32 protein-coding genes and 1 tRNA gene are annotated in these 19,570 nt (G+C 45.5%); all 33 read right to left on the reverse strand.

Annotated elements, in window-relative coordinates; genetic code table 11:
* Nucleotides 1–111: 111 nt before the first annotated feature.
* Nucleotides 112–1,230, reverse strand: coding sequence for a glycoside hydrolase family 3 protein (locus tag L21SP3_RS06060; RefSeq protein ID WP_227806738.1), 1,119 nt, complete (start codon nt 1,228–1,230; stop codon nt 112–114).
* Between the two features lie 279 nt (nt 1,231–1,509).
* Nucleotides 1,510–1,584 (reverse strand) — tRNA-Met (locus L21SP3_RS06065).
* Nucleotides 1,585–1,669: 85 nt separating this feature from the next.
* Nucleotides 1,670–2,083, reverse strand: a complete 414-nt coding sequence (locus L21SP3_RS06070) for an HIT family protein (RefSeq protein WP_077540001.1) — start codon at nt 2,081–2,083, stop codon at nt 1,670–1,672.
* 9 nt (nt 2,084–2,092) lie between these two features.
* The gene (gene rplQ, locus L21SP3_RS06075) at nt 2,093–2,671 is read right to left on the reverse strand and encodes a 50S ribosomal protein L17 (protein ID WP_077540002.1); all 579 of its coding nucleotides are present in this window, start codon (nt 2,669–2,671) and stop codon (nt 2,093–2,095) included.
* A 66-nt stretch (nt 2,672–2,737) separates the two neighbouring features.
* On the reverse strand, nt 2,738–3,733 hold the full coding sequence (locus L21SP3_RS06080) for a DNA-directed RNA polymerase subunit alpha (RefSeq protein WP_077540003.1): 996 nt from the start codon (nt 3,731–3,733) through the stop codon (nt 2,738–2,740).
* A 105-nt stretch (nt 3,734–3,838) separates the two neighbouring features.
* On the reverse strand, nt 3,839–4,219 hold the full coding sequence (gene rpsK / locus L21SP3_RS06085) for a 30S ribosomal protein S11 (protein WP_077540004.1): 381 nt from the start codon (nt 4,217–4,219) through the stop codon (nt 3,839–3,841).
* A gap of 31 nt (nt 4,220–4,250) precedes the next feature.
* Nucleotides 4,251–4,634, reverse strand: coding sequence for a 30S ribosomal protein S13 (gene rpsM, locus L21SP3_RS06090; protein WP_077540005.1), 384 nt, complete (start codon nt 4,632–4,634; stop codon nt 4,251–4,253).
* Nucleotides 4,635–4,659: 25 nt separating this feature from the next.
* On the reverse strand, nt 4,660–4,776 hold the full coding sequence (rpmJ, locus tag L21SP3_RS06095) for a 50S ribosomal protein L36 (protein ID WP_077540006.1): 117 nt from the start codon (nt 4,774–4,776) through the stop codon (nt 4,660–4,662).
* Nucleotides 4,777–4,818: 42 nt separating this feature from the next.
* Entirely contained in the window at nt 4,819–5,034 is a 216-nt protein-coding gene (infA, locus tag L21SP3_RS06100; protein WP_077540007.1) for a translation initiation factor IF-1, read from the reverse strand.
* 14 nt (nt 5,035–5,048) lie between these two features.
* Nucleotides 5,049–5,825 carry a type I methionyl aminopeptidase gene (map, locus tag L21SP3_RS06105; protein WP_077540008.1) on the reverse strand — a complete coding sequence of 259 codons (777 nt, stop codon included), beginning with the start codon at nt 5,823–5,825 and terminating at the stop codon, nt 5,049–5,051.
* 3 nt (nt 5,826–5,828) lie between these two features.
* On the reverse strand, nt 5,829–6,473 hold the full coding sequence (locus tag L21SP3_RS06110; protein ID WP_077540009.1) for an adenylate kinase: 645 nt from the start codon (nt 6,471–6,473) through the stop codon (nt 5,829–5,831).
* Nucleotides 6,470–7,831: a preprotein translocase subunit SecY gene (gene secY / locus L21SP3_RS06115; protein WP_077540010.1), complete on the reverse strand. Its 1,362-nt coding sequence runs from the start codon at nt 7,829–7,831 to the stop codon at nt 6,470–6,472. Before secY ends, L21SP3_RS06110 begins: the two co-directional genes overlap by 4 nt.
* Nucleotides 7,832–7,853: 22 nt before the next feature.
* Nucleotides 7,854–8,303: a 50S ribosomal protein L15 gene (gene rplO, locus L21SP3_RS06120; protein WP_077541871.1), complete on the reverse strand. Its 450-nt coding sequence runs from the start codon at nt 8,301–8,303 to the stop codon at nt 7,854–7,856.
* 19 nt (nt 8,304–8,322) lie between these two features.
* A complete protein-coding gene (gene rpsE, locus L21SP3_RS06125; protein ID WP_077540011.1) occupies nt 8,323–8,829 on the reverse strand; it encodes a 30S ribosomal protein S5 in 507 nt (168 codons plus the stop codon).
* A 24-nt stretch (nt 8,830–8,853) separates the two neighbouring features.
* On the reverse strand, nt 8,854–9,219 hold the full coding sequence (gene rplR, locus L21SP3_RS06130; protein ID WP_077540012.1) for a 50S ribosomal protein L18: 366 nt from the start codon (nt 9,217–9,219) through the stop codon (nt 8,854–8,856).
* A 36-nt stretch (nt 9,220–9,255) separates the two neighbouring features.
* Nucleotides 9,256–9,822, reverse strand: coding sequence for a 50S ribosomal protein L6 (gene rplF / locus L21SP3_RS06135; protein WP_077540013.1), 567 nt, complete (start codon nt 9,820–9,822; stop codon nt 9,256–9,258).
* Between the two features lie 3 nt (nt 9,823–9,825).
* On the reverse strand, nt 9,826–10,224 hold the full coding sequence (gene rpsH / locus L21SP3_RS06140; protein ID WP_077540014.1) for a 30S ribosomal protein S8: 399 nt from the start codon (nt 10,222–10,224) through the stop codon (nt 9,826–9,828).
* Between the two features lie 31 nt (nt 10,225–10,255).
* Nucleotides 10,256–10,441: a type Z 30S ribosomal protein S14 gene (locus L21SP3_RS06145; RefSeq protein WP_077540015.1), complete on the reverse strand. Its 186-nt coding sequence runs from the start codon at nt 10,439–10,441 to the stop codon at nt 10,256–10,258.
* Between the two features lie 17 nt (nt 10,442–10,458).
* Nucleotides 10,459–10,998: a 50S ribosomal protein L5 gene (gene rplE, locus L21SP3_RS06150; protein WP_077540016.1), complete on the reverse strand. Its 540-nt coding sequence runs from the start codon at nt 10,996–10,998 to the stop codon at nt 10,459–10,461.
* Nucleotides 10,999–11,012: 14 nt separating this feature from the next.
* Nucleotides 11,013–11,342: a 50S ribosomal protein L24 gene (rplX, locus tag L21SP3_RS06155; protein WP_077540017.1), complete on the reverse strand. Its 330-nt coding sequence runs from the start codon at nt 11,340–11,342 to the stop codon at nt 11,013–11,015.
* 11 nt (nt 11,343–11,353) lie between these two features.
* The gene (gene rplN, locus L21SP3_RS06160; protein WP_077540018.1) at nt 11,354–11,743 is read right to left on the reverse strand and encodes a 50S ribosomal protein L14; all 390 of its coding nucleotides are present in this window, start codon (nt 11,741–11,743) and stop codon (nt 11,354–11,356) included.
* A gap of 17 nt (nt 11,744–11,760) precedes the next feature.
* Entirely contained in the window at nt 11,761–12,021 is a 261-nt protein-coding gene (rpsQ, locus tag L21SP3_RS06165) for a 30S ribosomal protein S17 (protein WP_077540019.1), read from the reverse strand.
* On the reverse strand, nt 12,021–12,218 hold the full coding sequence (gene rpmC / locus L21SP3_RS06170; RefSeq protein WP_077541873.1) for a 50S ribosomal protein L29: 198 nt from the start codon (nt 12,216–12,218) through the stop codon (nt 12,021–12,023). Before rpmC ends, rpsQ begins: the two co-directional genes overlap by 1 nt.
* Nucleotides 12,219–12,230: 12 nt before the next feature.
* Nucleotides 12,231–12,653 (reverse strand): 50S ribosomal protein L16, encoded by a 423-nt coding sequence (gene rplP / locus L21SP3_RS06175; RefSeq protein WP_077540020.1) that lies wholly within the window; start codon nt 12,651–12,653, stop codon nt 12,231–12,233.
* 38 nt (nt 12,654–12,691) lie between these two features.
* Nucleotides 12,692–13,420, reverse strand: a complete 729-nt coding sequence (gene rpsC / locus L21SP3_RS06180) for a 30S ribosomal protein S3 (RefSeq protein ID WP_077540021.1) — start codon at nt 13,418–13,420, stop codon at nt 12,692–12,694.
* Nucleotides 13,421–13,426: 6 nt separating this feature from the next.
* Nucleotides 13,427–13,978, reverse strand: a complete 552-nt coding sequence (gene rplV, locus L21SP3_RS06185) for a 50S ribosomal protein L22 (RefSeq protein ID WP_227806739.1) — start codon at nt 13,976–13,978, stop codon at nt 13,427–13,429.
* Between the two features lie 38 nt (nt 13,979–14,016).
* On the reverse strand, nt 14,017–14,280 hold the full coding sequence (gene rpsS, locus L21SP3_RS06190; RefSeq protein WP_077540022.1) for a 30S ribosomal protein S19: 264 nt from the start codon (nt 14,278–14,280) through the stop codon (nt 14,017–14,019).
* Nucleotides 14,281–14,308: 28 nt separating this feature from the next.
* Nucleotides 14,309–15,163, reverse strand: a complete 855-nt coding sequence (gene rplB / locus L21SP3_RS06195; protein WP_077540023.1) for a 50S ribosomal protein L2 — start codon at nt 15,161–15,163, stop codon at nt 14,309–14,311.
* 20 nt (nt 15,164–15,183) lie between these two features.
* Nucleotides 15,184–15,462, reverse strand: coding sequence for a 50S ribosomal protein L23 (gene rplW, locus L21SP3_RS06200; protein WP_077540024.1), 279 nt, complete (start codon nt 15,460–15,462; stop codon nt 15,184–15,186).
* A 46-nt stretch (nt 15,463–15,508) separates the two neighbouring features.
* Entirely contained in the window at nt 15,509–16,126 is a 618-nt protein-coding gene (rplD, locus tag L21SP3_RS06205) for a 50S ribosomal protein L4 (RefSeq protein ID WP_077540025.1), read from the reverse strand.
* Nucleotides 16,127–16,143: 17 nt separating this feature from the next.
* The gene (gene rplC / locus L21SP3_RS06210) at nt 16,144–16,803 is read right to left on the reverse strand and encodes a 50S ribosomal protein L3 (protein WP_077540026.1); all 660 of its coding nucleotides are present in this window, start codon (nt 16,801–16,803) and stop codon (nt 16,144–16,146) included.
* A 51-nt stretch (nt 16,804–16,854) separates the two neighbouring features.
* Nucleotides 16,855–17,169 (reverse strand): 30S ribosomal protein S10, encoded by a 315-nt coding sequence (gene rpsJ / locus L21SP3_RS06215; protein WP_077540027.1) that lies wholly within the window; start codon nt 17,167–17,169, stop codon nt 16,855–16,857.
* A 436-nt stretch (nt 17,170–17,605) separates the two neighbouring features.
* On the reverse strand, nt 17,606–19,483 hold the full coding sequence (locus tag L21SP3_RS06225) for a beta-L-arabinofuranosidase domain-containing protein (protein WP_077540029.1): 1,878 nt from the start codon (nt 19,481–19,483) through the stop codon (nt 17,606–17,608).
* Nucleotides 19,484–19,570: the final 87 nt, after the last annotated feature.

Below are 19,570 nucleotides of genomic sequence, written 5' to 3' on the forward strand. Positions count from 1 at the left end.
AAGATTGAAGGCATAAAAAAACATAGGAGATTTTAAGCAGAATATCAAGCTTTAAATAACTACAGCGGCATAAATGTGCGATAAATCAATATGCGAACAGGGGACGTAATCTCATTTTGGTAGCTTTCCTTTGAGGTTCATAATACGCTCATAGCTCTGCCTGATTCTGGCTCGTTTAATCCTGCCATCCAACACCAAGCCTTCTATCATCCCAAGGGCATTTTCCACAATATCGGGCTGCCATGACAGATTGTTTGCGAAAAGCAGGATATCAGCACCTGCGTTTATCGAAAGCTCAATGCTCTTCTTGAGCGAATACTCATCTGCTACCGCCTTCATCTGCATATCATCAGTAATAACAACTCCATCCCAGCCGATACCGAGGCGAAGCATTGTGGTGAGAAAGTTTTTTGAAAGCGTTGCGGGGTATCGGGGATCGATGTTTTCATTTACCAGATGCGCGGTCATAACCATATCAGCCGCTCCAGACTGGATAATACTGCGAAACGGGACAAGCTCCTCAGACTGCCAAGTATCTGTTATGTCGGTAAGGCCTTTATGGGAATCGTTGTATGCGCTGCCGTGCCCCGGAAAGTGTTTTATGCAGCTGAGCACATCAGCCTCCCTGAGCCCTTGTGCGAAGGCCCTGCCGTGAACGGAAGTTTTATGCGGGTTTGCCGAGAAGCTTCGTTCGAGCATTCCAATAGCGGGATTCTGCGGATTAATGTTCACATCAACACACGGGGCGAGATTCAGATTTATTCCCATTTCAGCAAGCGTTCGGCCAATTCTTCTGCCTGCTGCCATAGTTTTTTCCAGCTCGTCCAGATTCCCCCAATGCTGTGCTGAGTATGTTTTCGGGAAGCCGTATTTCTCCTTGAGCCTCGAAACCTGCCCCCCTTCCTGATCTACTGCCACGAGAAGAGGGGTTTTCGCGCGGGATTTAAGTGCAGCAACAAGCTTTTTCAGCTGTGAAGGGCTTTGGATATTGCGAACAGGCTTACCAAGCGATACATCATAATCAAACAGTATCACGCCTCCGAGATTGCGTTTCTCGATATCTTCGAGTATCTCGGGGCATTGTTCTGGCGTGAGCCCGCGGAAACCAGCCATCAGCATCTGGCCGGCCATCTTACGCAGTCCGGTCTCTTCTTGGTCTTGAGCATACGAAAAAGGGGCTGTAAATACCGAAACTGCAAATATAAATGCTGCCGCAACTTTTTTTAGCATTATTTTCCTCAGCACAATTAAATAAACTGCTTTACCTTCAGTTTCATTATAAGCAACCGTGCAAAGATGTCTATAACGGATGCAATCGAAGCGAGAACTGATATATACTTGCTTCGAGGAATCGTTTAGATGCAAGTATTTTTAAAATCATAAGCCGCCGGCGAGTAAAGTGTCTATTGCCTAAATGAAATTTTGCAGGGAACAATTTCACTTACAAATCGCTTGTTTTAAACAAAAAAAAGACCTGCAAATCAATGCAAGTCCTTTTATATCAGTAAGTAGCGGGAACAGGATTCGAACCTGTGACCTCCGGGTTATGAGCCCGACGAGCTAACCAGCCTGCTCTATCCCGCAATTAAAACTAGAACTGTAATGATACTATATAAGATTTTTTTGTCAAACAAAAAATAAGCAATTCCAAAACTTTTTTCTTAATCATTTAAGAATCAATCAATACTTTGATTTTATCGGCGGCCTGCTGAACCTTTTCAACGGGAAGCTGCTTTGCCGGCCACTCGGTGAACACCCCGTCGTTCTCGAAACGGGGTATTATATGGAAATGTATATGCGGAACAACCTGCCCCGCAGCTGAAGCGTTATTGTTTAGGACATTGCAGCCGTCGCTGGCCGAAGCCTTCTGAACAGCCCTGCTGATTTTCGGCAAAGCCTCCCCTAAAGCGGAGGAAATCTCTGAGGGACAATCCCACAAAAACTCAATATGCTTTTTGGGTATAACGAGAGTATGGAACTCTGCGAGGGGATTGATATCCATAAATGCAAGCAGGTTCTGATCCTCATAAACCTTGCTGCAGGGTATCTCGCCCGCAATGATTTTGCAGAATACACAATCCATAATCGCAAATCAGCTCTTGTCTTCTTTGCCTTCTTCTTCTCCCTTTTCGGGAGCATCTTCCGCCTGCTGGTCTTGAGCAAGCTCTTCAGCGGTAGGTGTTTCAGCTTCCACGGCCTGAGCCTGCTGCTGATTATGCTGTTTTTGAGATTTTACCGGAGCCGATTCCTTTTTCTCTTTGAATTCAAGCTCTTCTTCCACCAGCTGGAGGTAGCAGAGGCTTCCGCTGTCTCCAAGGCGTCTTTTAGCGAGCTTGATAATTCTGGTATAGCCGCCCGGGCGGTCTATGAATTTCGGACCAATATCACTGAACAGCCTTCCTACAACAGTTCCCACTCTCTGGTTTACGCCGTCTTTTTCTTCAAAGATATTCCTGTCGCCCAGAAGAGCTATCGCCCGCCTGCGTGAGGCTAGGTCGCCTTTCTTCGCAAGGGTAATAAGCTTTTCTGCAAACGGCTTAACTTCTTTGGCTTTTTCAAGAGTAGTGCATATTCTGCCGTGCTCAAAAAGGGAGCTGGCCATATTTCTACGCATCGCTGTACGGTGCTGGCATGTTCTGCCTAAATGACGTCCTGCTAAACGGTGACGCATTGTTCTGTTCCCTTATATCTTTATAACTTCATTATTATATCAAAACGCTAATAAGAGGCTTTGCTCTTATACATCCATTCCAAGCGAAAGTCCAAGCTCTTCAAGCTTACGCTTAATTTCTCTGAGCGAGGTTTTTCCGAAGCTGCGAACCTTGAGAAGGTCGCTTTCGTTATATCTTACCAAATCTCTGACAGACTGCAGTTTGATAGATTCAAGGCAATTGCCTGCACGAACAGACAGCTCAAGATCTCCGATCGGCATATCAAGCTTCCTGTTGAGCTCTTCATCCTCTCCTCTTTTCTCAGTGTCCTGAACTACGAGCTCGCCGTCAACGACCTCTTCTCCCGGAATACTGAAATGGGTGAACGGATTAATATGTTTGCGAAGTATCTTGGCGGCCTCAATAACCGCAAGCTGCGGGGTTACCGTTCCATCCGTCCAAACTTCAAGGATGAGCTTATCATAGTTTGTACGCTGGCCAACCCTTGTATCTTCAGTGTTGTAACGTACACGAACTATCGGGGAAAAGAGGGCATCAACTTCGATATTTCCCACTTCCTGATCGAACCTGTCCATGTCGGCGATACGGTCTTTAACAGCCCAGTAGCCTCTGCCCTTTTGAACTGTCATCTCCATTTCGACCTCTTTATCTTCGGTAAGGCTGAAAATCACGTGGTCTTTATTAACTATTTCCACATAGGGGTCTGTTTCGATCATATCCGCTGTTACAGGGCCTTTTTTCTTTGCCGAGAGTTTGATTTTTCTCTCGCCGCTGCCCTGAAGCTTGAGTACAATCTTCTTTATGTTGATGATGATGTCAGTAACATCTTCAAGAACGCCCGGGATAGTTGTAAACTCATGGTCAACACCATTTATCTTTACACGAGTTACTGCTGCTCCCTCGATTGAGGAGAGCAGAACACGCCTCAGGCTGTTTCCGATTGTAGTACCGAAGCCTCTTTCAAACGGCTCTACGACAAACCTGCCATAATACTTATTCGATATTTCTTTGTCGATTTCGAACTTTGTAGGCAGTTCGATGCCTCTCCATGTAATACGCATATTATTGCCTCTTCAAACAAGGTTCCCGCATAACCGATCGGCAAACCGGATTATGCAATCTGTTACTTGTAATCCATTTTTTATTAGATCGTTATCTTCAGCACCCTACACACGACGACGTTTAGGAGGACGGCATCCGTTGTGCGGTATAGGTGTTACGTCTTCAATAGAAGAAATTCTGATCCCTGAGCTCTGAATCGCAGTAATAGCTGATTCTCTTCCCTGTCCCGGTCCTTTAACCTGTATTTCAACGTCTCTAAGGCCGTGCCTTTTTGCTTCAGAGGCGGCCTTTTCAGCGGCCTTCTGAGCGGCAAACGGGGTGCTCTTTCTTGATCCCTTGAATCCCATCTGACCGGCAGAAGCTGCGCATAGAGATGCGCCTTCCATATCGGTTATAGTTATGACAGTATTGTTGAAAGTGGATTTAATATGCACCACGCCCTTGGGCACATTCTTTCTGGTTTTTCTTTTCGTAGCTTTAGCCATTTAATATCATCCTGCTAAAAAATTCACAGATTCAGCGTAATGCCTTAACACTCTTCTTGCCTGCAACTGTCTTCTTCTTGCCTTTACGCGTGCGGGAGTTGCACTGTGTCTGCTGTCCTCTGCAGGGCAAACCTCTCTTATGACGGAATCCCCTGTAACAGCCAATCTCTTTGAGCCTGTTAATATCCTGAACAACTTTCCTTCTGAGCTGTCCTTCAATCTCATACTCATCAGTGATAAGCTGAGAAACTTTGGTAAGCTCTTCATCAGTAAGCTGATCGGCCTTACGTGTTGGCTCTATACCAACCTTTTCAAGGATCATTTTAGAATAATGTTTCCCAATTCCGTGTATATACAGAAGAGAGAAATAAATTTGTTTATTGTTTGGTACGTCTACACCGACTATACGAGGCATAATTGCTCCTTACGTTATAAAAGGGTTAGCCCTGTCTCTGCTTATGACGCGGATTGGCAGAACAGACTACTCTGATCACGCCCTTCCTCTTTATGATTTTGCAACTTTCACAGATACGCTTTACTGAACTTCTAACTTTCATATCAGCACCTGTCCGCTAAATGGCCGCTAAATAAGCGGCGTTCTATTTTCTTAAAACAATACGACCTTTACTTAAGTCGTATGGACTCATTTCTACTACTACAGTGTCTCCGGGCAGAATGCGAATAAAATGCATTCTCATTTTACCGGAAACGTGTGCTTCAATCTGATGTCCGTTTTCAAGTTCAACCTTGAACACAGCATTCGGCATCGCATCAAGCACTTTTCCTTCGATTCTTATTCCGTCGTTTTTACCCATAGTAACCTTTTCAGCTATCCAGTTAATACTTCACAGCCGGAGGCTGTAACGGCTATAGTGTGCTCAAAATGAGCACTTGGTCTTCCATCTCTGGTAACCACTGTCCAGCCGTCTCTTAAAGTTTTAACCGCACCTCTTCCGGCATTTATCATCGGCTCAACAGCAATTACCATCCCTTCTCTAAGGGTGAAATCGTTGTTGAGCGTAAATCTGTCAACAAAATTCGGCACCTGGGGAGACTCGTGCATTTCTTTGCCAATACCATGGCCTACGAGCTCTTTCACCACGGAAAATCCCTCAGACTTTGCCTTCGCCTGCATCTGAGCAGCTATCCCGCTCCATTTCTTCCCTGGAGCCATATTATCAATAGCAATATCCAAGACTGCCTTAGTTACGTCCATCAGCCTGCGTTTCAGAGCGGAAATCTCACCGACGGGAATTGTAACGGCTGAATCGCCGCAGTATCCGTCAAGCTTTACGCCGAAATCAACGCTAACTATATCTCCCTCAGCAAGCTTTACCCTGCTGGAAGGGATCCCGTGAACTACCTGTTCATTCACCGATGCACAAACTGCACCGGGAAACGGCTTTGGAGTATGCGGGGACTTCTGCCCTTTAAAGAGCGTTGCAGCCCCTGCCTGCTCGGCAACCTCAGTTGCTGCTTGGTCAAGCTCGGCTGTAGTAACGCCGGGCCTGCATATATTTCTTACACTTTCAAGAGCCTTGCGGACAATTCCGCCTGAGACTCGCATTTTTTCAATATCACTTTCTGTTTTAATTGAAAAACCCATTCATTACACTTCTTTCAACCTTTTAACGATATCATCAGTTATCGCTTTTGGCTGCTGGGAACCATCTATTTCAATATATTCAGCAGTCGATTCTTTATAATGACTAATAATCGGCTCTGTCATTTTATGATAAGTTTCGAGTCTTTCAAGAACAACTTCCCTTTTATCGTCATCTCGCTGGATAATTTTGCTCCCGCATTCATCGCATATACCATCCTTTTTCGGAGGCATAGTTTCAAGATGATAAACAGCCCCGCATTCAGGGCAAACTCTGCGTTTTGAAATCCTCTTCACAACAGTTTCATCATTAACAGCGAGCTCTATCACAGCATTAATCTTCGTATTTTCTTTATCAAGAGCTATATCGAGCTGCTCAGCCTGAGGCAGAGTTCTTGGGAATCCATCGAGTATGCAGTTGTAATCAGCATCCTTAACGGCTGAAATCATCATTCCAATCACCAGCTGATCAGGAACAAGCTCACCCTTATCTATGTGCTGCTTGGCTTTTTGCCCCAGCTCGGTTTTGCCTGCAATCTCACTTCTGAAGATGTCGCCGCTGGAGAGATGTTTCATATCAAACTGTTCTACCAGTTTCTTGCACTGAGTCCCTTTGCCTGCTCCCGGAGGACCTACAAGTATGACTATCATCTTCTAGCTCCTTTAATTTTACCTGAATCAGAGAAGCCTTCATAATTGTGCATTACAAGCTGAGATTCAATCCTCTGAACAAGATCAAGCGAAACGCTTACCACAATCAGAAGACCAGTACCCCCAAGAAACGAGGCTACTACCCAGTCAACACCCATAAGTATTGTAACAAGCTGGGGTACTACAGCAATCACTGCAAGGAAAGCTGCCCCGTAAAAGGTTATTCTTGTCATTACCTTCTCGAGATACTCAGCGGTTCTGTGTCCCGGGCGAAGTCCTGGAACGAAACTCCCCTGATCGCGAAGGCTTTTCGCTAAATCCTTCGGCTGGAACTGTACCGTTGTCCAGAAGTATGAGAAGGCGAAAATCATTACTATATAAACGAAGTTGTATGTCCATGCCTGCGGGGTAAATGCGCCAGCAAGATACATCATTACCGGACTTCCTCCCAGCGTTCCGATTTTTGCAATCTGATCGATAATAATTCCGGGGAACATCATCAAACTTGAGGCAAAGATAATCGGCATAACACCGCCGTGATTAACACGCAGCGGGAGGTAATGGCGTACCCCGCCAACCATCTTGCGTCCTCTCATCTGACGTGCCTGCTGGATGGGTATTCTTCTCTGAGCCTGAGTGATTAGGATAGCACCTGCAACCACAAACAAGAAAGCTGCAATGATAAACATAATCTTACCCGGGCCGTACTGCCCTTCAATAGCCCCAACTTTCAATGTGGAATTCTGTGCAACCTGAACCACAGTTCCCGGCATTCTCGAAAGGATACCAGCCATAATCAAAAGACTGATGCCGTTTCCAATGCCGTATTCATCTATCTGCTCACCCAGCCACATCAAAAAGAGCGTTCCGGCGGTCATACCTATGACCCCGAGAAGGGTTGTGGAAAATTCCATTCCGGGATAAATACCGCCCATCGACCTTAGCCATGTCATAATCATAAGCGCCTGAATGACGCACAAGGGCACAGTGAGATATCGGGTGTACTCCTGTATTTTTCGCTGCCCCTGCATACCTTCCTGTCTGAGCTTTTTGAGAGGTTCCCAAACTTCACCCAAGAGCATCAAAATAATCGATGCAGAGATATAAGGCATAATTCCAAGCCCGAATAGCGAACTCCGGCTCAGTGTACCGCCGGTGAACATCTGCATTGTCTCGGCCATTCTGCCCAGCGGTGATGAAGAATCCCTGCTGCTTGTCTGCTGCTGGATCACTTCATTATCTGTTCCGGGTACATGGATATGGAATCCTACCCTGTAAATGCATAGCAGCATTATTGTAAACAAAATCTTTTTGCGTAGGTCAGGTATCTTGAAAACGTTTACTAACTTGCTGAACATTACTCACACCTCATTTACAGCCTCAGGCCACGACACTTGCCGTACCGCCGCAGCTGGATATTTTTTCCTGTGCACTTTTGCTGAATTTATGCGCCTGTACTGTCAGTTTCTTAGTAAGATGTCCATCACCAAGAATCTTGACCCTGCTTGAAGAACTTCCAACAAGCCCATGCTCTGCGAGCTGTTCAACGCCCACTGTAGAGCCGTCGTCGAAATATTTTTCAAGCTGGACTACGTTCACAATTTCGTAGTTATTTGCAAAATGATAATTGCTGAAACCAACTCTGGGCAGTCTGCGGAACACCGGAATGTTTCCGCCTGCAAACATAGCCTTGCGGGAGTGCCCAGATCTAGATTTCTGTCCTTTATGTCCTCGACCAGCAGTTTTTCCATTTCCACTGCCCCGACCTCTTCCTACACGGGAAGGAGCCTTATTTTTGCCGGTATTTTTCGTTATCTCGTGACTCAACATAGCGACTTTCACCACCTTTTCAGATTTCAAGTTCCACACCGCGAAGAGTTTTTACTTCTTCTCTGCTTTTGAGTTTGCACAACCCATCGAGAGTTGCTTTAACCACGTTCTTGGGAGACGTGCTCCCGTAAATCTTAGTTAGAACGTTGTGGACACCTGCAAGCTCAAGAACAGCACGGCTGCTCAAACCTGCAATAACTCCAGTACCCGAGCTGGCAGGAAGCAATCTAACTTCCGTTGCCCTGCATTTCCCGACAACCTCGTGGGTTATAGTACCTTCGTTCAAAGCCACTTTCACCGTATTCTTACGGGCTTCCTTAACGGCCTTTTCTACCGCATTCGGCACTTCATTTGCTTTGCAGTAGCCGATACCAACTGTGCCGTTTCTGTCTCCGACGACAACAAGAGCAGCGAAACTGAACTTGCGACCGCCTTTAACCACCTTTGCACAGCGGTATATTTTAACTACCTGATCTTCAAATGCCGAATCGCTTTGAGCTGTATAATTATCTGATGCTTTAGCCAATTTATATCTCCGCTAACGTTAAATTCAGAATACAAGTCCGGCTTCTCTGGCAGCATCAGCCAAAGCCTTAACTCTGCCATGATACCTGTATGCACCGCGATCAAATCTTACAAGCTTAATGCCCACTTCAGAAGCTCTTTTGGCCAGAGTTTCACCAACAGCTTTCGCTGCTTCGGAATTGCCTCCGTGGCCTATATCTTTTTTCAAAGCTTCCTGCATAGTGCTCGCAGAAGCGAGGGTAACCCCGCTGCGGTCATCAATTACCTGAGCTGTAATATTTTTATTAGAGCGATAAACAGAGAGTCTGGGGCGATCAGCATCACCTTTGACCTTTTTTCTAACTCTGTATTTGCGCCTTTTATTTGATTGCTTAAGTCTTTTATATCTCATTTTTCAAGCCCGAAACAAAATTTTTCACCTGACAAATTAGGATGCAAATGCCTTACCGACCTTTCGGCGTACAAATTCATCAGCATAACGCACACCTTTGCCCTGATACGGCTCAGGTGGTCTTGCCGCCCTTACGTTAGCCGCAAACTGACCAAGCTGCTGTTTGTCGATTCCGGAAATGGTGAACACTGCCGGAACATCATTACCTTTAGTAGCAGCGGTTTTGATCTCTATCGAAATCCCTTTTGGAACAGGGATGTCAACAGTATGGCAGTAACCAACGTTTAGGATGAGCTTGCCGCCCTGTTCCTTAACATTGAATCCAGTACCAAAGACCTGCATCTGTTTTGAGAAGCCGCTGGTAACGCCGGTAATCATATTATTTACCAGAGCCCGCATTGTTCCAAACATAGCCTGCAGCTTTCTGTCAGCAGGATCTGTATTTTCAAAAACAACGCTGCTTTCTTCAACTTTAATGTCTATGCCCGGGTAAGCATTTTCTGAAAGCTCGCCTTTAGGCCCTTTTACTTTGACCTTGCCTGAGCTAACTTCGACACTCACGCCGGAGGGTAAATCTATAGGTTTTCTTCCGATACGACTCATAATTCAGCTCACCGTACATAGAATTTCGCCGCCAACTTTTTTCTTGCGGCAGTTAACATCACTCAACACGCCCTTGCTTGTTGAGACGATTGACACGCCCAATCCGCCGAGAACCCTGGGCAGATCCTCAAAGCAGCTGTAAACCCTTTTTCCGGGTGTGCTGACTCTCTGCAAATCACTGATAACCGGAGTGCCCAGCTCAGAATATTTTAATTTTATGCGAAGAATACCCTGGCCTGTATCCTTGATGAGGTCATAGTCTTTTATGAACCCTTCACTTAAAAGCACTTGGGCTATACCCTCGCATACTTTACTTGCCTTTACGGTTACTTCTTCTTTTTTCACCATAACTGCATTTCTAATTCTCGTCAGCATATCAGCAACTGGATCGCTTAAGCTCATCTATAAAACTCCGTAGTGGAATAATTCTGTATTACCAACTTGTCTTCTTAACGCCCGGGACCTTGCCTTCGTTGGCAAGCTTCCTGAAACAAATACGACAAATCTTAAATTTTCTGTAAACCGCTCTTGACCTACCGCAGAGCTCACATCTTGTGTATCCGCGTACCCTGAATTTGGGTTTCTTTTTTACTTTGTTTTCAAGTGCCTTTGTTGACATCGATCACTCCGCTAACATTATTTTTTAAAGGGCATACCAAACATAGTAAGCATCTCACGACACTCCTGATCGGTATCCGCTGAGGTAACAAACGTTACATTAAGCCCCTGAGGAGCAAACATATTAACCGAATCAATCTCGGGAAAGATGCTCTGCTCTGCAAATCCAATAGAATAATTGCCTCTTCCGTCGAAACTTTTCGTGCTCAGTCCGCGGAAGTCTTTAACTCTCGGAATCGCAAGGTTAATAAGCCTGTCAAGGAATTCATACATCATCTCACCTCTGAGAGTAACCTTGCATCCAATGGGCTCACCAGCACGAAGCTTGAAGTTTGAAACACTGATCTTTGCCTTACAAACCAGCGGCTTCTGCCCCGATATTGCAGTAAGATCTTTTACTGCCTGGTCCAGATATTTCTTGTCTTGAATTGCATTGCCCACACCCATAGACAAAACAACCTTTTCGAGCTTCGGTATTGCCATAACAGACTTGTAACCGAATTTCTCCTGCATTTGTTCAGCAATTTTAGATTTATATAGATCTTTCAATCGTGCCATTTACGTACCTATCTTTAAGCTTTCCTCTTGCGTGCTACACCAAGCTCAGTTCCATCGAGAGCAACACGTTTTTTGCCGCCCTCTTTTTCAACGAATTTAACCCGAGCGCCTTTTTCTGTAGTCGGATTCACAGGCATTACATTGCTGATGTGAATCGGCTGTTCAACAGTAATCTGCCCGCCTTGGGGGTTTTTCTGAGATGGGCGAACGTGCTTTTTAGCAAGATTGACGCCTTCAATAATCACCTTCTCAGAATTAATAACACTGAGAACATCACCTTTGCGGTCTTTATTAGTGCCGCTTATTACTACTACTCGATCGCCTTTTTTAATACGTGCTGCCATATTTGTATCTCTTAAACTACTTCACTGGCAAGTGAAATTATTTTCATAAAGTTCTTCTCACGAAGCTCTCTGGCTACCGCACCAAAGATACGAGTACCGACGGGATTGTTGTCCGCATCAATCATAACCGCTGCATTGCTGTCAAAACGCACATAACTGCCGTCAGGTCTGCGTACAGGTGCTTTTGTTCGGACAATCACACACTTGTAAACCTTCTTCTCGTTGAGCTGACAGGTCGGCAGGTGTCTCTTAACAGTAACGCTTACGATATCCCCGACAGAAGCAGCAGGCCTTGTGTATTTGCCTTTGCTTGTACCGCTGTGCCCAAGGACTTTGATGCATTGAGCAGTTTTTACGCCGCTGTTATCGGCTATTTCCAACATTGTCTCTTGCTGTATCACTTGAGTGTCCTCACCGATTATTTAATGTTTGCTTGTTCAACGAGGCCTACAAGACGCCAGCTAATGGTCTTGCTGACAGGCCTGCACTCAACAATATCGACAATATCGCCCACACTGGCAATGTTTTTGGGGTCATGTACGCCGAGTTTAGTGCGGCGTTTAACGTATTTGCCATACACAGGATGCTTGACATTATAATCAATCTGCACCCTAATAGCTTTATCACCGCTGCGGCTGACCACTGTCCCGCGTCTTGTTTTAAATACCTTGCCTTCCATTATTGAGCCTTCAACTGATTTTCTCTAATTAATGTCTTAACTCTGGCAATATCTTTGCGACATTTTGATATTGCATATTTATCCTCAAGGTTTTCAGTAACAGACTGCATCCTCAGCTCATAAAGCTTTTTCTGAAACTCTTTGAGCTTTGAGGGTAAATCTTCTTTTTTCAATTCTCTTAATTCTGAAGCTTTCATCTGCATACCACCTTACGCCATTGAGTGTTTTCTTTGAGTGAAACGACACCTGACAGGCATCTTCTGAGCAACCCTTGCAAGAGCTGCGCGAGCAAGCTTTTCATCAACGCCTGAGATCTCGAACATCACAGTACCGGGTTTGACGACAGCCACCCAGCCCTCAATATCACCTTTGCCTTTACCCATACGAGTTTCAAGCGGTGTTGAGGTAAAAGACTTGTGGGGGAAAATACGAATATGAATAGTTCCCTGTCTTCTGAGGTAGTGAGTAGCTGCAATACGGCCGGCTTCAATCTGCCTGGCTGTAATCCAGGAATGCTCCAAAGACTGTATTCCGTATTCGCCGAAAGCAACAGTATTGTTGCGTGTGGCGTTTCCTCTATTTTTTCCCCGCTGCTGCTTGCGGTATTTAACTCTTTTCGGCATTAAAGCCATAGCAATATCCTCGCACTGTAATAAGTGTTAGTTTCTATCTAAAATGAGCCGTTTCTTTTCGGTTTATTTCTTCTGCCGCCGCCTTTGCCGCCGCGCGGCCTGCGTCCCTTGTTATCCGGCTGAACCTCTTCGCCAAACTTGCCCTTGAAAATCCATACCTTCACGCCTATAGTACCGTATGTAGTACGGGCAATTGAATTGTTGTAATCAACGTTGGCATCGATTGTCTGAAGCGGGATAGAGCCCATTTTCTGAGTTTCTCTTCTGGACATTTCAGAACCGCCCAGACGCCCGGAAACGATGATCTTAACGCCCTTCGCTCCAGCATTCATTACCGCCTCGCACTGCATTTTCATTACTCGGCGGAAAGATGCCCTTCTGCTGAGCTGCATTGCAATTGAATCTGCAACGAGCTTTGAGTTTAGCGAGGCTTCCTTAATTTCTACCACATTCACGCTGACTTTTCTGTTAATCAGCGCTTCGATTTCTTCTCTTACCTTATCGACCTCAGCACCCTTCGGGCCGATTACCATACCCGGCCTTGCAGTATGAAGTGTAACCTTTACTTCATTGCGGGTTCTTGCGATTTCGGTTTTCGCTACGGCTGAGTAGGGAGGCTGATTATTGAATCGTTCTTCAACAAATTCTCTGATTTTGCAGTCTTCGACAATAAAATCGCCGTAATTTGCCTTAGGGGCAAACCAAGTGCTCTGCCAATCAAGCCTAATTCCTGTCCTGAAACCAACTGGTGATGTTTTCTGACCCATACTATTTTATTCCTCTGTAAATTGAGCAACCGTAACGTAAATATGACAAGCCTCTTTCCTTATAGGATGAGCTCTACCGCGGTCTTTAGGTATAAAACCTTTTGTCCCGATACGTCTTCCTGCCCCGTCAACCCGAGCCTCTGCAACGTAAAGGGTTTCCACATCCGCTTCTTCTTCATCTGCATTGGCCACAGCACTTTTAAGCACCTGAAGAATCATAGACGCAGAACGCTTGGGGGTAAATTTGAGTATATCTTCAGCATCCCGCACATGTCTTCCCCTGATAAGGTCTGCAACAAGCCTAACCTTCCGGGCAGACTGAGGAGCGTATCTGAAAGTGGCATTCCAAGCCTTTAGCTCGGAGGCATCCACGTTCAGGGTTTGAGCCAAGGCATCAATATGGTCGTTTTTCGGCTGGGGCTTCATAAGACCGTTTTTCCAGTTTTTAACAGCCTTCTTCGATGAACCGCCCAGCGTGCTTTCCAGAGAGGAAGCAATATCTTCCACTTTGAAAGTGCTGTTGTCGATAATTTCGTTTAGTCTTCTAACGTTTAACATAGCAAACCTTAATGTATATCTCCGGCATCAACCGAATATTATTGACGAGTACCATGGCCCTTGAAGGTTCTAGTAGGGGCAAATTCCCCGAGCTTGTGCCCAACCATATCCTCAGTTATGAAAACCTTAACAAAGCTGCGTCCGTTGTGCACCTCGAAGGTATAACCTACGAACTCAGGAATAACTGTTGACCTTCTAGACCATGTTCTAACTGGCTGTTTTGTCCCAGCTTCCATCTGCTGTGCGACCTTCTCAAGGAGATGGTCATCTACAAAAGGACCTTTTTTCAGCGATCTTGCCATTAAACTTCACCTTTTTATCACTATTGGATTAAAGAACCAACTGCTCGCCGCGGTTGTTCTTACGACGCCTGATTATTCTCTTACTGCTCTGCTTCTTCTTATGGCGGGTTTTTCCGCCCTTGGCAAACCTGCCGGTTGGAGAACAGGGGTGCCGCCCGCCGTTGCTCCTGCCTTCACCACCACCCATCGGGTGTGAAACAGGGTTTTGGGCTTTGCCTCGTACGTGAGGTCTGCGTCCCATGTGGCGTTTTCTGCCGGCTTTGCCGATACGTACATTCTGGTAGTCGCTGTTGCCGAGCTGGCCGATTGTTGCGCGGCACTCAACACGAACCATTCTCATTTCACCGCTGGGAAGGATAATTGTTGCCCAGCCGCCTTCTTTAGCCATCACTCTGGCTGTGCCCCCGGCGCTTCTCACGAGCTTTCCGCCCTGACCGGGATTCATCTCGATGTTGTGAACGGCAACGCCTACCGGTATATTTTTCAGAGGCATTGCATTGCCTACTACCGGCTCAACATTTTCGCCGCTTATTATTTTTGAATTAACATTAAGCCCGCGGGGCGAAAGTATGTATCTTTTTTCGCCGTCTTCATATTCTACAAGTGAAATGAAGCAGTTTCTGTTTGGATCGTATTCAACGCTCTGAACCTCAGCGCTGAGCCCGTCTTTATCGCGGTTGAAATCTATGATGCGGTATATCCTTCTTGCTCCACCGCCTCTGAAACGACAGGTTGTTCTGCCGTGATGATTTCTTCCGCCGCTTTTACGCAATCTTTTACAGAGCGTCTTTTCGGGTTTGTCTGTAGTCAGAACAGCTCTGTAATCAATTACAGAAGAATATCTTCTTCCCGGACTTGTTGGTTTATATATTCTAATAGCCATAATAATGCCTTAATCAACTTTTAGTACAGGTCTATTCTGTCTTCCTCATTCAGCACAACCACAGCTTTCTTCCAGCTTGGGGTCATACCGAAACTGCGCCCTCTTCTTCGAGTTTTGCCTTTGCGGTTCATCGTGCGAACCTTTTCAACTTTCACACCATAGATGTCTTCTACAGCTTTGCGAATCTGTAATTTGTTCGCCTTTTTATTAACCTCAAAGGCGTATGCATTTTTGCTGGTAGCATAATGCATGCTCTGTTCGGTTATTATCGGCTTTATTATTACGTTGCAATAATCCACTTTTTCACCTTGTCGAATCAGGTTTATACGTGTTCAAATCTTCCGCTCAACCATTAAGCAGCTTTTCAAATGCCTCTTTAGTAAAAAGGAGCTTCTGCTTAGAGCAGACCTCGCCGGCATTTAAATCTTTCAGGGCAGCTACATCAATTTTCTGAATATTTTTTGCTGACTTATATACATTCGTATCATAATCGCCAAGTGTAACAAGGCAGCTTCTGTCTATATTGAGATTTTTCAGTATTCCGGCCATTTCTCTTGTTTTAGGCTCGGAGAAAGAAAGCTCATCTATCACAAACAAAGCACCGGACTGCAGCTTCGCAAGCAAAGCACTTTTGCAAGCCAGATTTCTCTGCTTTCTCGGCATCTTCTTACCGAAATCTCTCACGCTTTTTGCAAATGCAGCACCACCGCCTACACGCTTGTGGGTTCTCATATTACCAACACGAGCGTTTCCGGTGCCCTTCTGCCTGAAAAGCTTTTTCGAAGAACCGGCAACCATTCCGCGGCTCTTTGTTGCCGCAGTACCAACGCGTTTATTAGCGTGGTACATTACGATTGCCTGCTTTAGCAACGGGTAGCGAACTTCGCCTCCGAACGACTCTTCGTTCACAGAAATCGTATCTACCTGCTGGCCGTCTTTATTAAATACAGTAACGTCAATCATTTTATCGGCTTCCTGTCTTATTGCTTATTCTTAGCGGTCTTGGCTGTTTTCACAATTACATATCCGCCTGAAGGGCCTGGAATCGCTCCTTTAACTACAAGCAGATTCTTGTCCGAATCAATGCTCACCAACTCGTGGTTTTTCGTAGTAACTTTAACGTTTCCGGTATGCCCTGACATCTTTTTGCCCTTTTTGATGTTTCCGCCTTCACCTGCATCGCTGGCAAAACTTGCAATCGAACCACTAGCTCGGTGTTTTCTTTCTGTACCGTGAGTAGCAGGGAAACCTCCAAAGCCGTGCCTTTTCATCCCGCCAGCAAAACCTTTACCTTTGCTTGTGCCTACCACATCAACATATTTTGTTCCATCGAACACATCTACATTAATCTTCTGACCAAGCTCAAATTCAGATTCGGAATTACCGTTGAGCCTCATCTCCCGCACAAACTTTTTAGGAGCAGCGCCGGCCTTTTTATAATGCCCAACCATAGGCTTTTTAGCTCTTGACGGTTTAACATCATCAAAGCCAATTTGTACGGCATCATAACCGTCTGTCTGCTCGTTTTTTACCTGAGTAACGATACAGGGGCCGGCTTCTATGACAGTAACGGGCTTGATGCTTCCGTCTTCATCATAGATTCTTGTCATGCCCACTTTTTTTCCTAGCAACATTGTCATTTTACGTTTCCTTCAGTTCTCAGCCTAAATAAAGCTTATCAGCTTTTCATATCAGGCCTTGATCTTTACAAATACACCCGCTGGAACGACTAATCTGTTGAGAGCCTCTACTGTTCTGCTGTTGGCTTCGAGAATATCTATGAGCCTTTTGTGAGTACGAATCTCAAACTGCTCACGAGCCTTTTTGTTCACGTGAGGACTTCGAAGTACAGTGTAGCGTTCTATCCTTGTTGGAAGCGGAACCGGACCTGATACCTTAGCGTTGGTCCGCCTCGCCTGCTCAACAATCTCTTTTGCCGAGCCGTCGAGGGCTTTGTGATCGTATGCTTCCATACGGATACGTATCTTTTCAACTTCAGCTGCCATAATTTCCCTTAGAGTTTCAGCTTAATATATGCCGGAGGCATTAACTAAAAGTAAAATTTTCTTCTAACTTCAGCGAAGCGAACCGCAAGGTTTGGTAAGTGAGCGGGATGATATTAGCCTGCAAGACTGCTTCAGCCCTGCGTGCAAATAGCCCCACTCGATACGCACAGCATTACTAACTGTGCTCGCTTCGGCTGTGAAGAGCTAAGATAATATCCACAGGTGCGGAGGGAGTCAAGGATAAAAATATAATTTTTTGAAATTTTGCTGAGTTTATTAAAAGAATGCCTGCCGGCAGGGTTAATCAGCTTAAAAATAATGGTAAATGAGCCAACCAGACGAACCGCGGCGTTATAAAAAAACTGCCGCAAGCTTACACCTGCGGCAGTATCGTTGATTTTATTATACAAAGCCTTGTAATTATATTACGATATCCTCAATTTCCCTGCGTTGCGAGCGGGAAGGACGTTCGGCGAAGTACTGTTGCCCCTATAGGCTTCAGATTTACATTAACCGGCCGCCCCTTTTTATCAAGCATTACCCCTGAGAGCTGAACCGTCGGCTTTGCCCATGGGTGAATGTAATCGCCTTGAATTTTCTCAAATGAGAAGTTCGGTTTGTGCGGGAGCTTATAATTCCAGCCTTTACGTTCTTTTGCCTTCGTGTCATACACCTTGCCGTTCGTCGGGAGCTTAGTCATTTGATGTTCTATCGGCAGAGCATACACAAGAGGGCCTCTTTGGATGTAAAACTGGGAATCAGGCTTGTCTTGGGTAATTTCAATTGGAAAATCAAACGAAACAGCAAAGCTGTCCCCGCTTTCCCAAGTGCGGCTGATAATAAGATAATCACCCTTGCGGCGGAAGTTTTTCAAACCTGCGATTTTAACTCCTTCGGCCTTTTCAGGAATACGCAAAGACAGAACAAACTCGACGGGCTTTGCAGGAGAAACTTCAAACTCGAGCTTATCAGAAAACGGATAGGCCGTAAGCTCTTTAATCTGCACCTTCGTCCCCTTCACATCTGTATCAACCGTACAGGGTCCTAAAAGCTGGGCAGTAAGCCCGTTTTGGCTTCTCATCCACATACCTTCAACGTAATAAGGCATAAGACGTCCAGCATTGAGGCTGCAGCATGCAGCAGCTCCATGGAAGGATGCGTATGCGTAGCGCTGTCCGTGGCCTTCCGGTGATGCGGCAATTCTGTTGTCAGTGCTCAAGTAAGCGACGGCTTTAAGAACAGGCAAACGAACTCCCTGCCCTGCATTAAAGGTCATAGATTCTGCAATTTCGGCAATTTCTGCTTTGCCTGTCAATGCCACAAGCTTGGTTAGAGACTGCACTAATTCAGCAATTCCGCAATACTCATAACCTGCTTCTGCTGTTCCCGGATTTCCTTTAACATTTTCCGCACATACCATCGCCCCGCTCGGGGTGAGGTGGTATTTGAGCTTCTCGACAGCCCTGTCTGCGGCTTTATCATACTTTGCATCATCTGTTAAAGAAGCAATAAACCGCGGAACGAAAAACCCCTCCGCTATATGAGCGCCGTGTCTTTGGAAGTACTTATCGCTCAGCAGGATATCAGTTTTAAGGTCGTCGTCTCTGGGTGTGCCTGAATTGAAATCCTCGTAGAGCTTTACGGCGTAGGCGGCGTATTTTTTATCTCCTGTATTATTATAGAGATACCAGAGCGTATCAAAAAAGCCTACACCATGACTCGCGCCGCCTTGTTTTGCATTGAAATAGTTTCCGGGGTCTTCGGCTATAGTTAGATCAACAGCCTTTTTCACAGCCTTAAAGTATTTCTGCTCTCCTGTAAACTCATAACCTGCAATAAGAGCCTGAAAAATCCTGCTCTGCGTCCAAAGCTCACCATTCAAGCCTGTATGGTTGAAACGGGTATTCGGCTCGTCTCCTGCTTTATAGATTCCAATGTAGCGTTTTTGAGCCTCAACAATTTCATCAAGCCATGCAATCGCTTTTTGTTTGAAGGCATTATGGCCGGAAAGAAAAGCCATACGCAAAACGCCGTCTTTCCAGTAGCCTTCGTGCTCGCCGCTCCACCAGCACTTAAGCCCGTGGTACCTCTCTCCGCTGATTCTGTCCTTTTTTACAAACAGATTATGAGTAACTGTGTGGTTCACCTCGTCGTACCGGGCGTAGTAGCCTTCTTCAAGGTCGAGATGCATCTGCTCTTTGATCCAGCCGGACGGCTGAATCTCGCCGCCTTCAAGGAAATCCAGCTTCGATGCAAGGCAGAAAACCTGCAAACAGCAGATAAAGAAAACAGTAAGCTTTAATTTAAACAACATTTCACAAAATCCTTTTAATTAAATAATATTCCACACGCAATGCTTTATAAATCAAAAAGCATTTTACGTTTATTTCATATATCAGCT

The sequence above is a fragment of the Sedimentisphaera cyanobacteriorum genome (genome assembly GCF_001997385.1).
Lineage (GTDB): Bacteria > Planctomycetota > Phycisphaerae > Sedimentisphaerales > Sedimentisphaeraceae > Sedimentisphaera > Sedimentisphaera cyanobacteriorum.

What these genes read in the sequence shown, in the direction of transcription:
- L21SP3_RS06060 (WP_227806738.1), bottom strand. Translation starts at nt 1,230, where the DNA reads ATGCTAAAAAAAGTTGCGGCAGCATTTATATTTGCAGTTTCGGTATTT.
- L21SP3_RS06070 (WP_077540001.1), bottom strand. Translation starts at nt 2,083, where the DNA reads ATGGATTGTGTATTCTGCAAAATCATTGCGGGCGAGATACCCTGCAGC.
- rplQ (WP_077540002.1), bottom strand. Translation starts at nt 2,671, where the DNA reads ATGCGTCACCGTTTAGCAGGACGTCATTTAGGCAGAACATGCCAGCAC.
- L21SP3_RS06080 (WP_077540003.1), bottom strand. Translation starts at nt 3,733, where the DNA reads ATGCGTATTACATGGAGAGGCATCGAACTGCCTACAAAGTTCGAAATC.
- rpsK (WP_077540004.1), bottom strand. Translation starts at nt 4,219, where the DNA reads ATGGCTAAAGCTACGAAAAGAAAAACCAGAAAGAATGTGCCCAAGGGC.
- rpsM (WP_077540005.1), bottom strand. Translation starts at nt 4,634, where the DNA reads ATGCCTCGTATAGTCGGTGTAGACGTACCAAACAATAAACAAATTTAT.
- rpmJ (WP_077540006.1), bottom strand. Translation starts at nt 4,776, where the DNA reads ATGAAAGTTAGAAGTTCAGTAAAGCGTATCTGTGAAAGTTGCAAAATC.
- infA (WP_077540007.1), bottom strand. Translation starts at nt 5,034, where the DNA reads ATGGGTAAAAACGACGGAATAAGAATCGAAGGAAAAGTGCTTGATGCG.
- map (WP_077540008.1), bottom strand. Translation starts at nt 5,825, where the DNA reads ATGGGTTTTTCAATTAAAACAGAAAGTGATATTGAAAAAATGCGAGTC.
- L21SP3_RS06110 (WP_077540009.1), bottom strand. Translation starts at nt 6,473, where the DNA reads ATGATAGTCATACTTGTAGGTCCTCCGGGAGCAGGCAAAGGGACTCAG.
- secY (WP_077540010.1), bottom strand. Translation starts at nt 7,831, where the DNA reads ATGTTCAGCAAGTTAGTAAACGTTTTCAAGATACCTGACCTACGCAAA.
- rplO (WP_077541871.1), bottom strand. Translation starts at nt 8,303, where the DNA reads ATGTTGAGTCACGAGATAACGAAAAATACCGGCAAAAATAAGGCTCCT.
- rplR (WP_077540012.1), bottom strand. Translation starts at nt 9,219, where the DNA reads ATGAGATATAAAAGACTTAAGCAATCAAATAAAAGGCGCAAATACAGA.
- rplF (WP_077540013.1), bottom strand. Translation starts at nt 9,822, where the DNA reads ATGAGTCGTATCGGAAGAAAACCTATAGATTTACCCTCCGGCGTGAGT.
- rpsH (WP_077540014.1), bottom strand. Translation starts at nt 10,224, where the DNA reads ATGAGCTTAAGCGATCCAGTTGCTGATATGCTGACGAGAATTAGAAAT.
- L21SP3_RS06145 (WP_077540015.1), bottom strand. Translation starts at nt 10,441, where the DNA reads ATGTCAACAAAGGCACTTGAAAACAAAGTAAAAAAGAAACCCAAATTC.
- rplE (WP_077540016.1), bottom strand. Translation starts at nt 10,998, where the DNA reads ATGGCACGATTGAAAGATCTATATAAATCTAAAATTGCTGAACAAATG.
- rplX (WP_077540017.1), bottom strand. Translation starts at nt 11,342, where the DNA reads ATGGCAGCACGTATTAAAAAAGGCGATCGAGTAGTAGTAATAAGCGGC.
- rpsQ (WP_077540019.1), bottom strand. Translation starts at nt 12,021, where the DNA reads ATGGAAGGCAAGGTATTTAAAACAAGACGCGGGACAGTGGTCAGCCGC.
- rpmC (WP_077541873.1), bottom strand. Translation starts at nt 12,218, where the DNA reads ATGAAAGCTTCAGAATTAAGAGAATTGAAAAAAGAAGATTTACCCTCA.
- rplP (WP_077540020.1), bottom strand. Translation starts at nt 12,653, where the DNA reads ATGGCTTTAATGCCGAAAAGAGTTAAATACCGCAAGCAGCAGCGGGGA.
- rpsC (WP_077540021.1), bottom strand. Translation starts at nt 13,420, where the DNA reads ATGGGTCAGAAAACATCACCAGTTGGTTTCAGGACAGGAATTAGGCTT.
- rplV (WP_227806739.1), bottom strand. Translation starts at nt 13,978, where the DNA reads ATGTTAAACGTTAGAAGACTAAACGAAATTATCGACAACAGCACTTTC.
- rpsS (WP_077540022.1), bottom strand. Translation starts at nt 14,280, where the DNA reads ATGGCAAGATCGCTGAAAAAAGGTCCTTTTGTAGATGACCATCTCCTT.
- rplB (WP_077540023.1), bottom strand. Translation starts at nt 15,163, where the DNA reads ATGGCTATTAGAATATATAAACCAACAAGTCCGGGAAGAAGATATTCT.
- rplD (WP_077540025.1), bottom strand. Translation starts at nt 16,126, where the DNA reads ATGATTGACGTTACTGTATTTAATAAAGACGGCCAGCAGGTAGATACG.
- rplC (WP_077540026.1), bottom strand. Translation starts at nt 16,803, where the DNA reads ATGACAATGTTGCTAGGAAAAAAAGTGGGCATGACAAGAATCTATGAT.
- rpsJ (WP_077540027.1), bottom strand. Translation starts at nt 17,169, where the DNA reads ATGGCAGCTGAAGTTGAAAAGATACGTATCCGTATGGAAGCATACGAT.
- L21SP3_RS06225 (WP_077540029.1), bottom strand. Translation starts at nt 19,483, where the DNA reads ATGTTGTTTAAATTAAAGCTTACTGTTTTCTTTATCTGCTGTTTGCAG.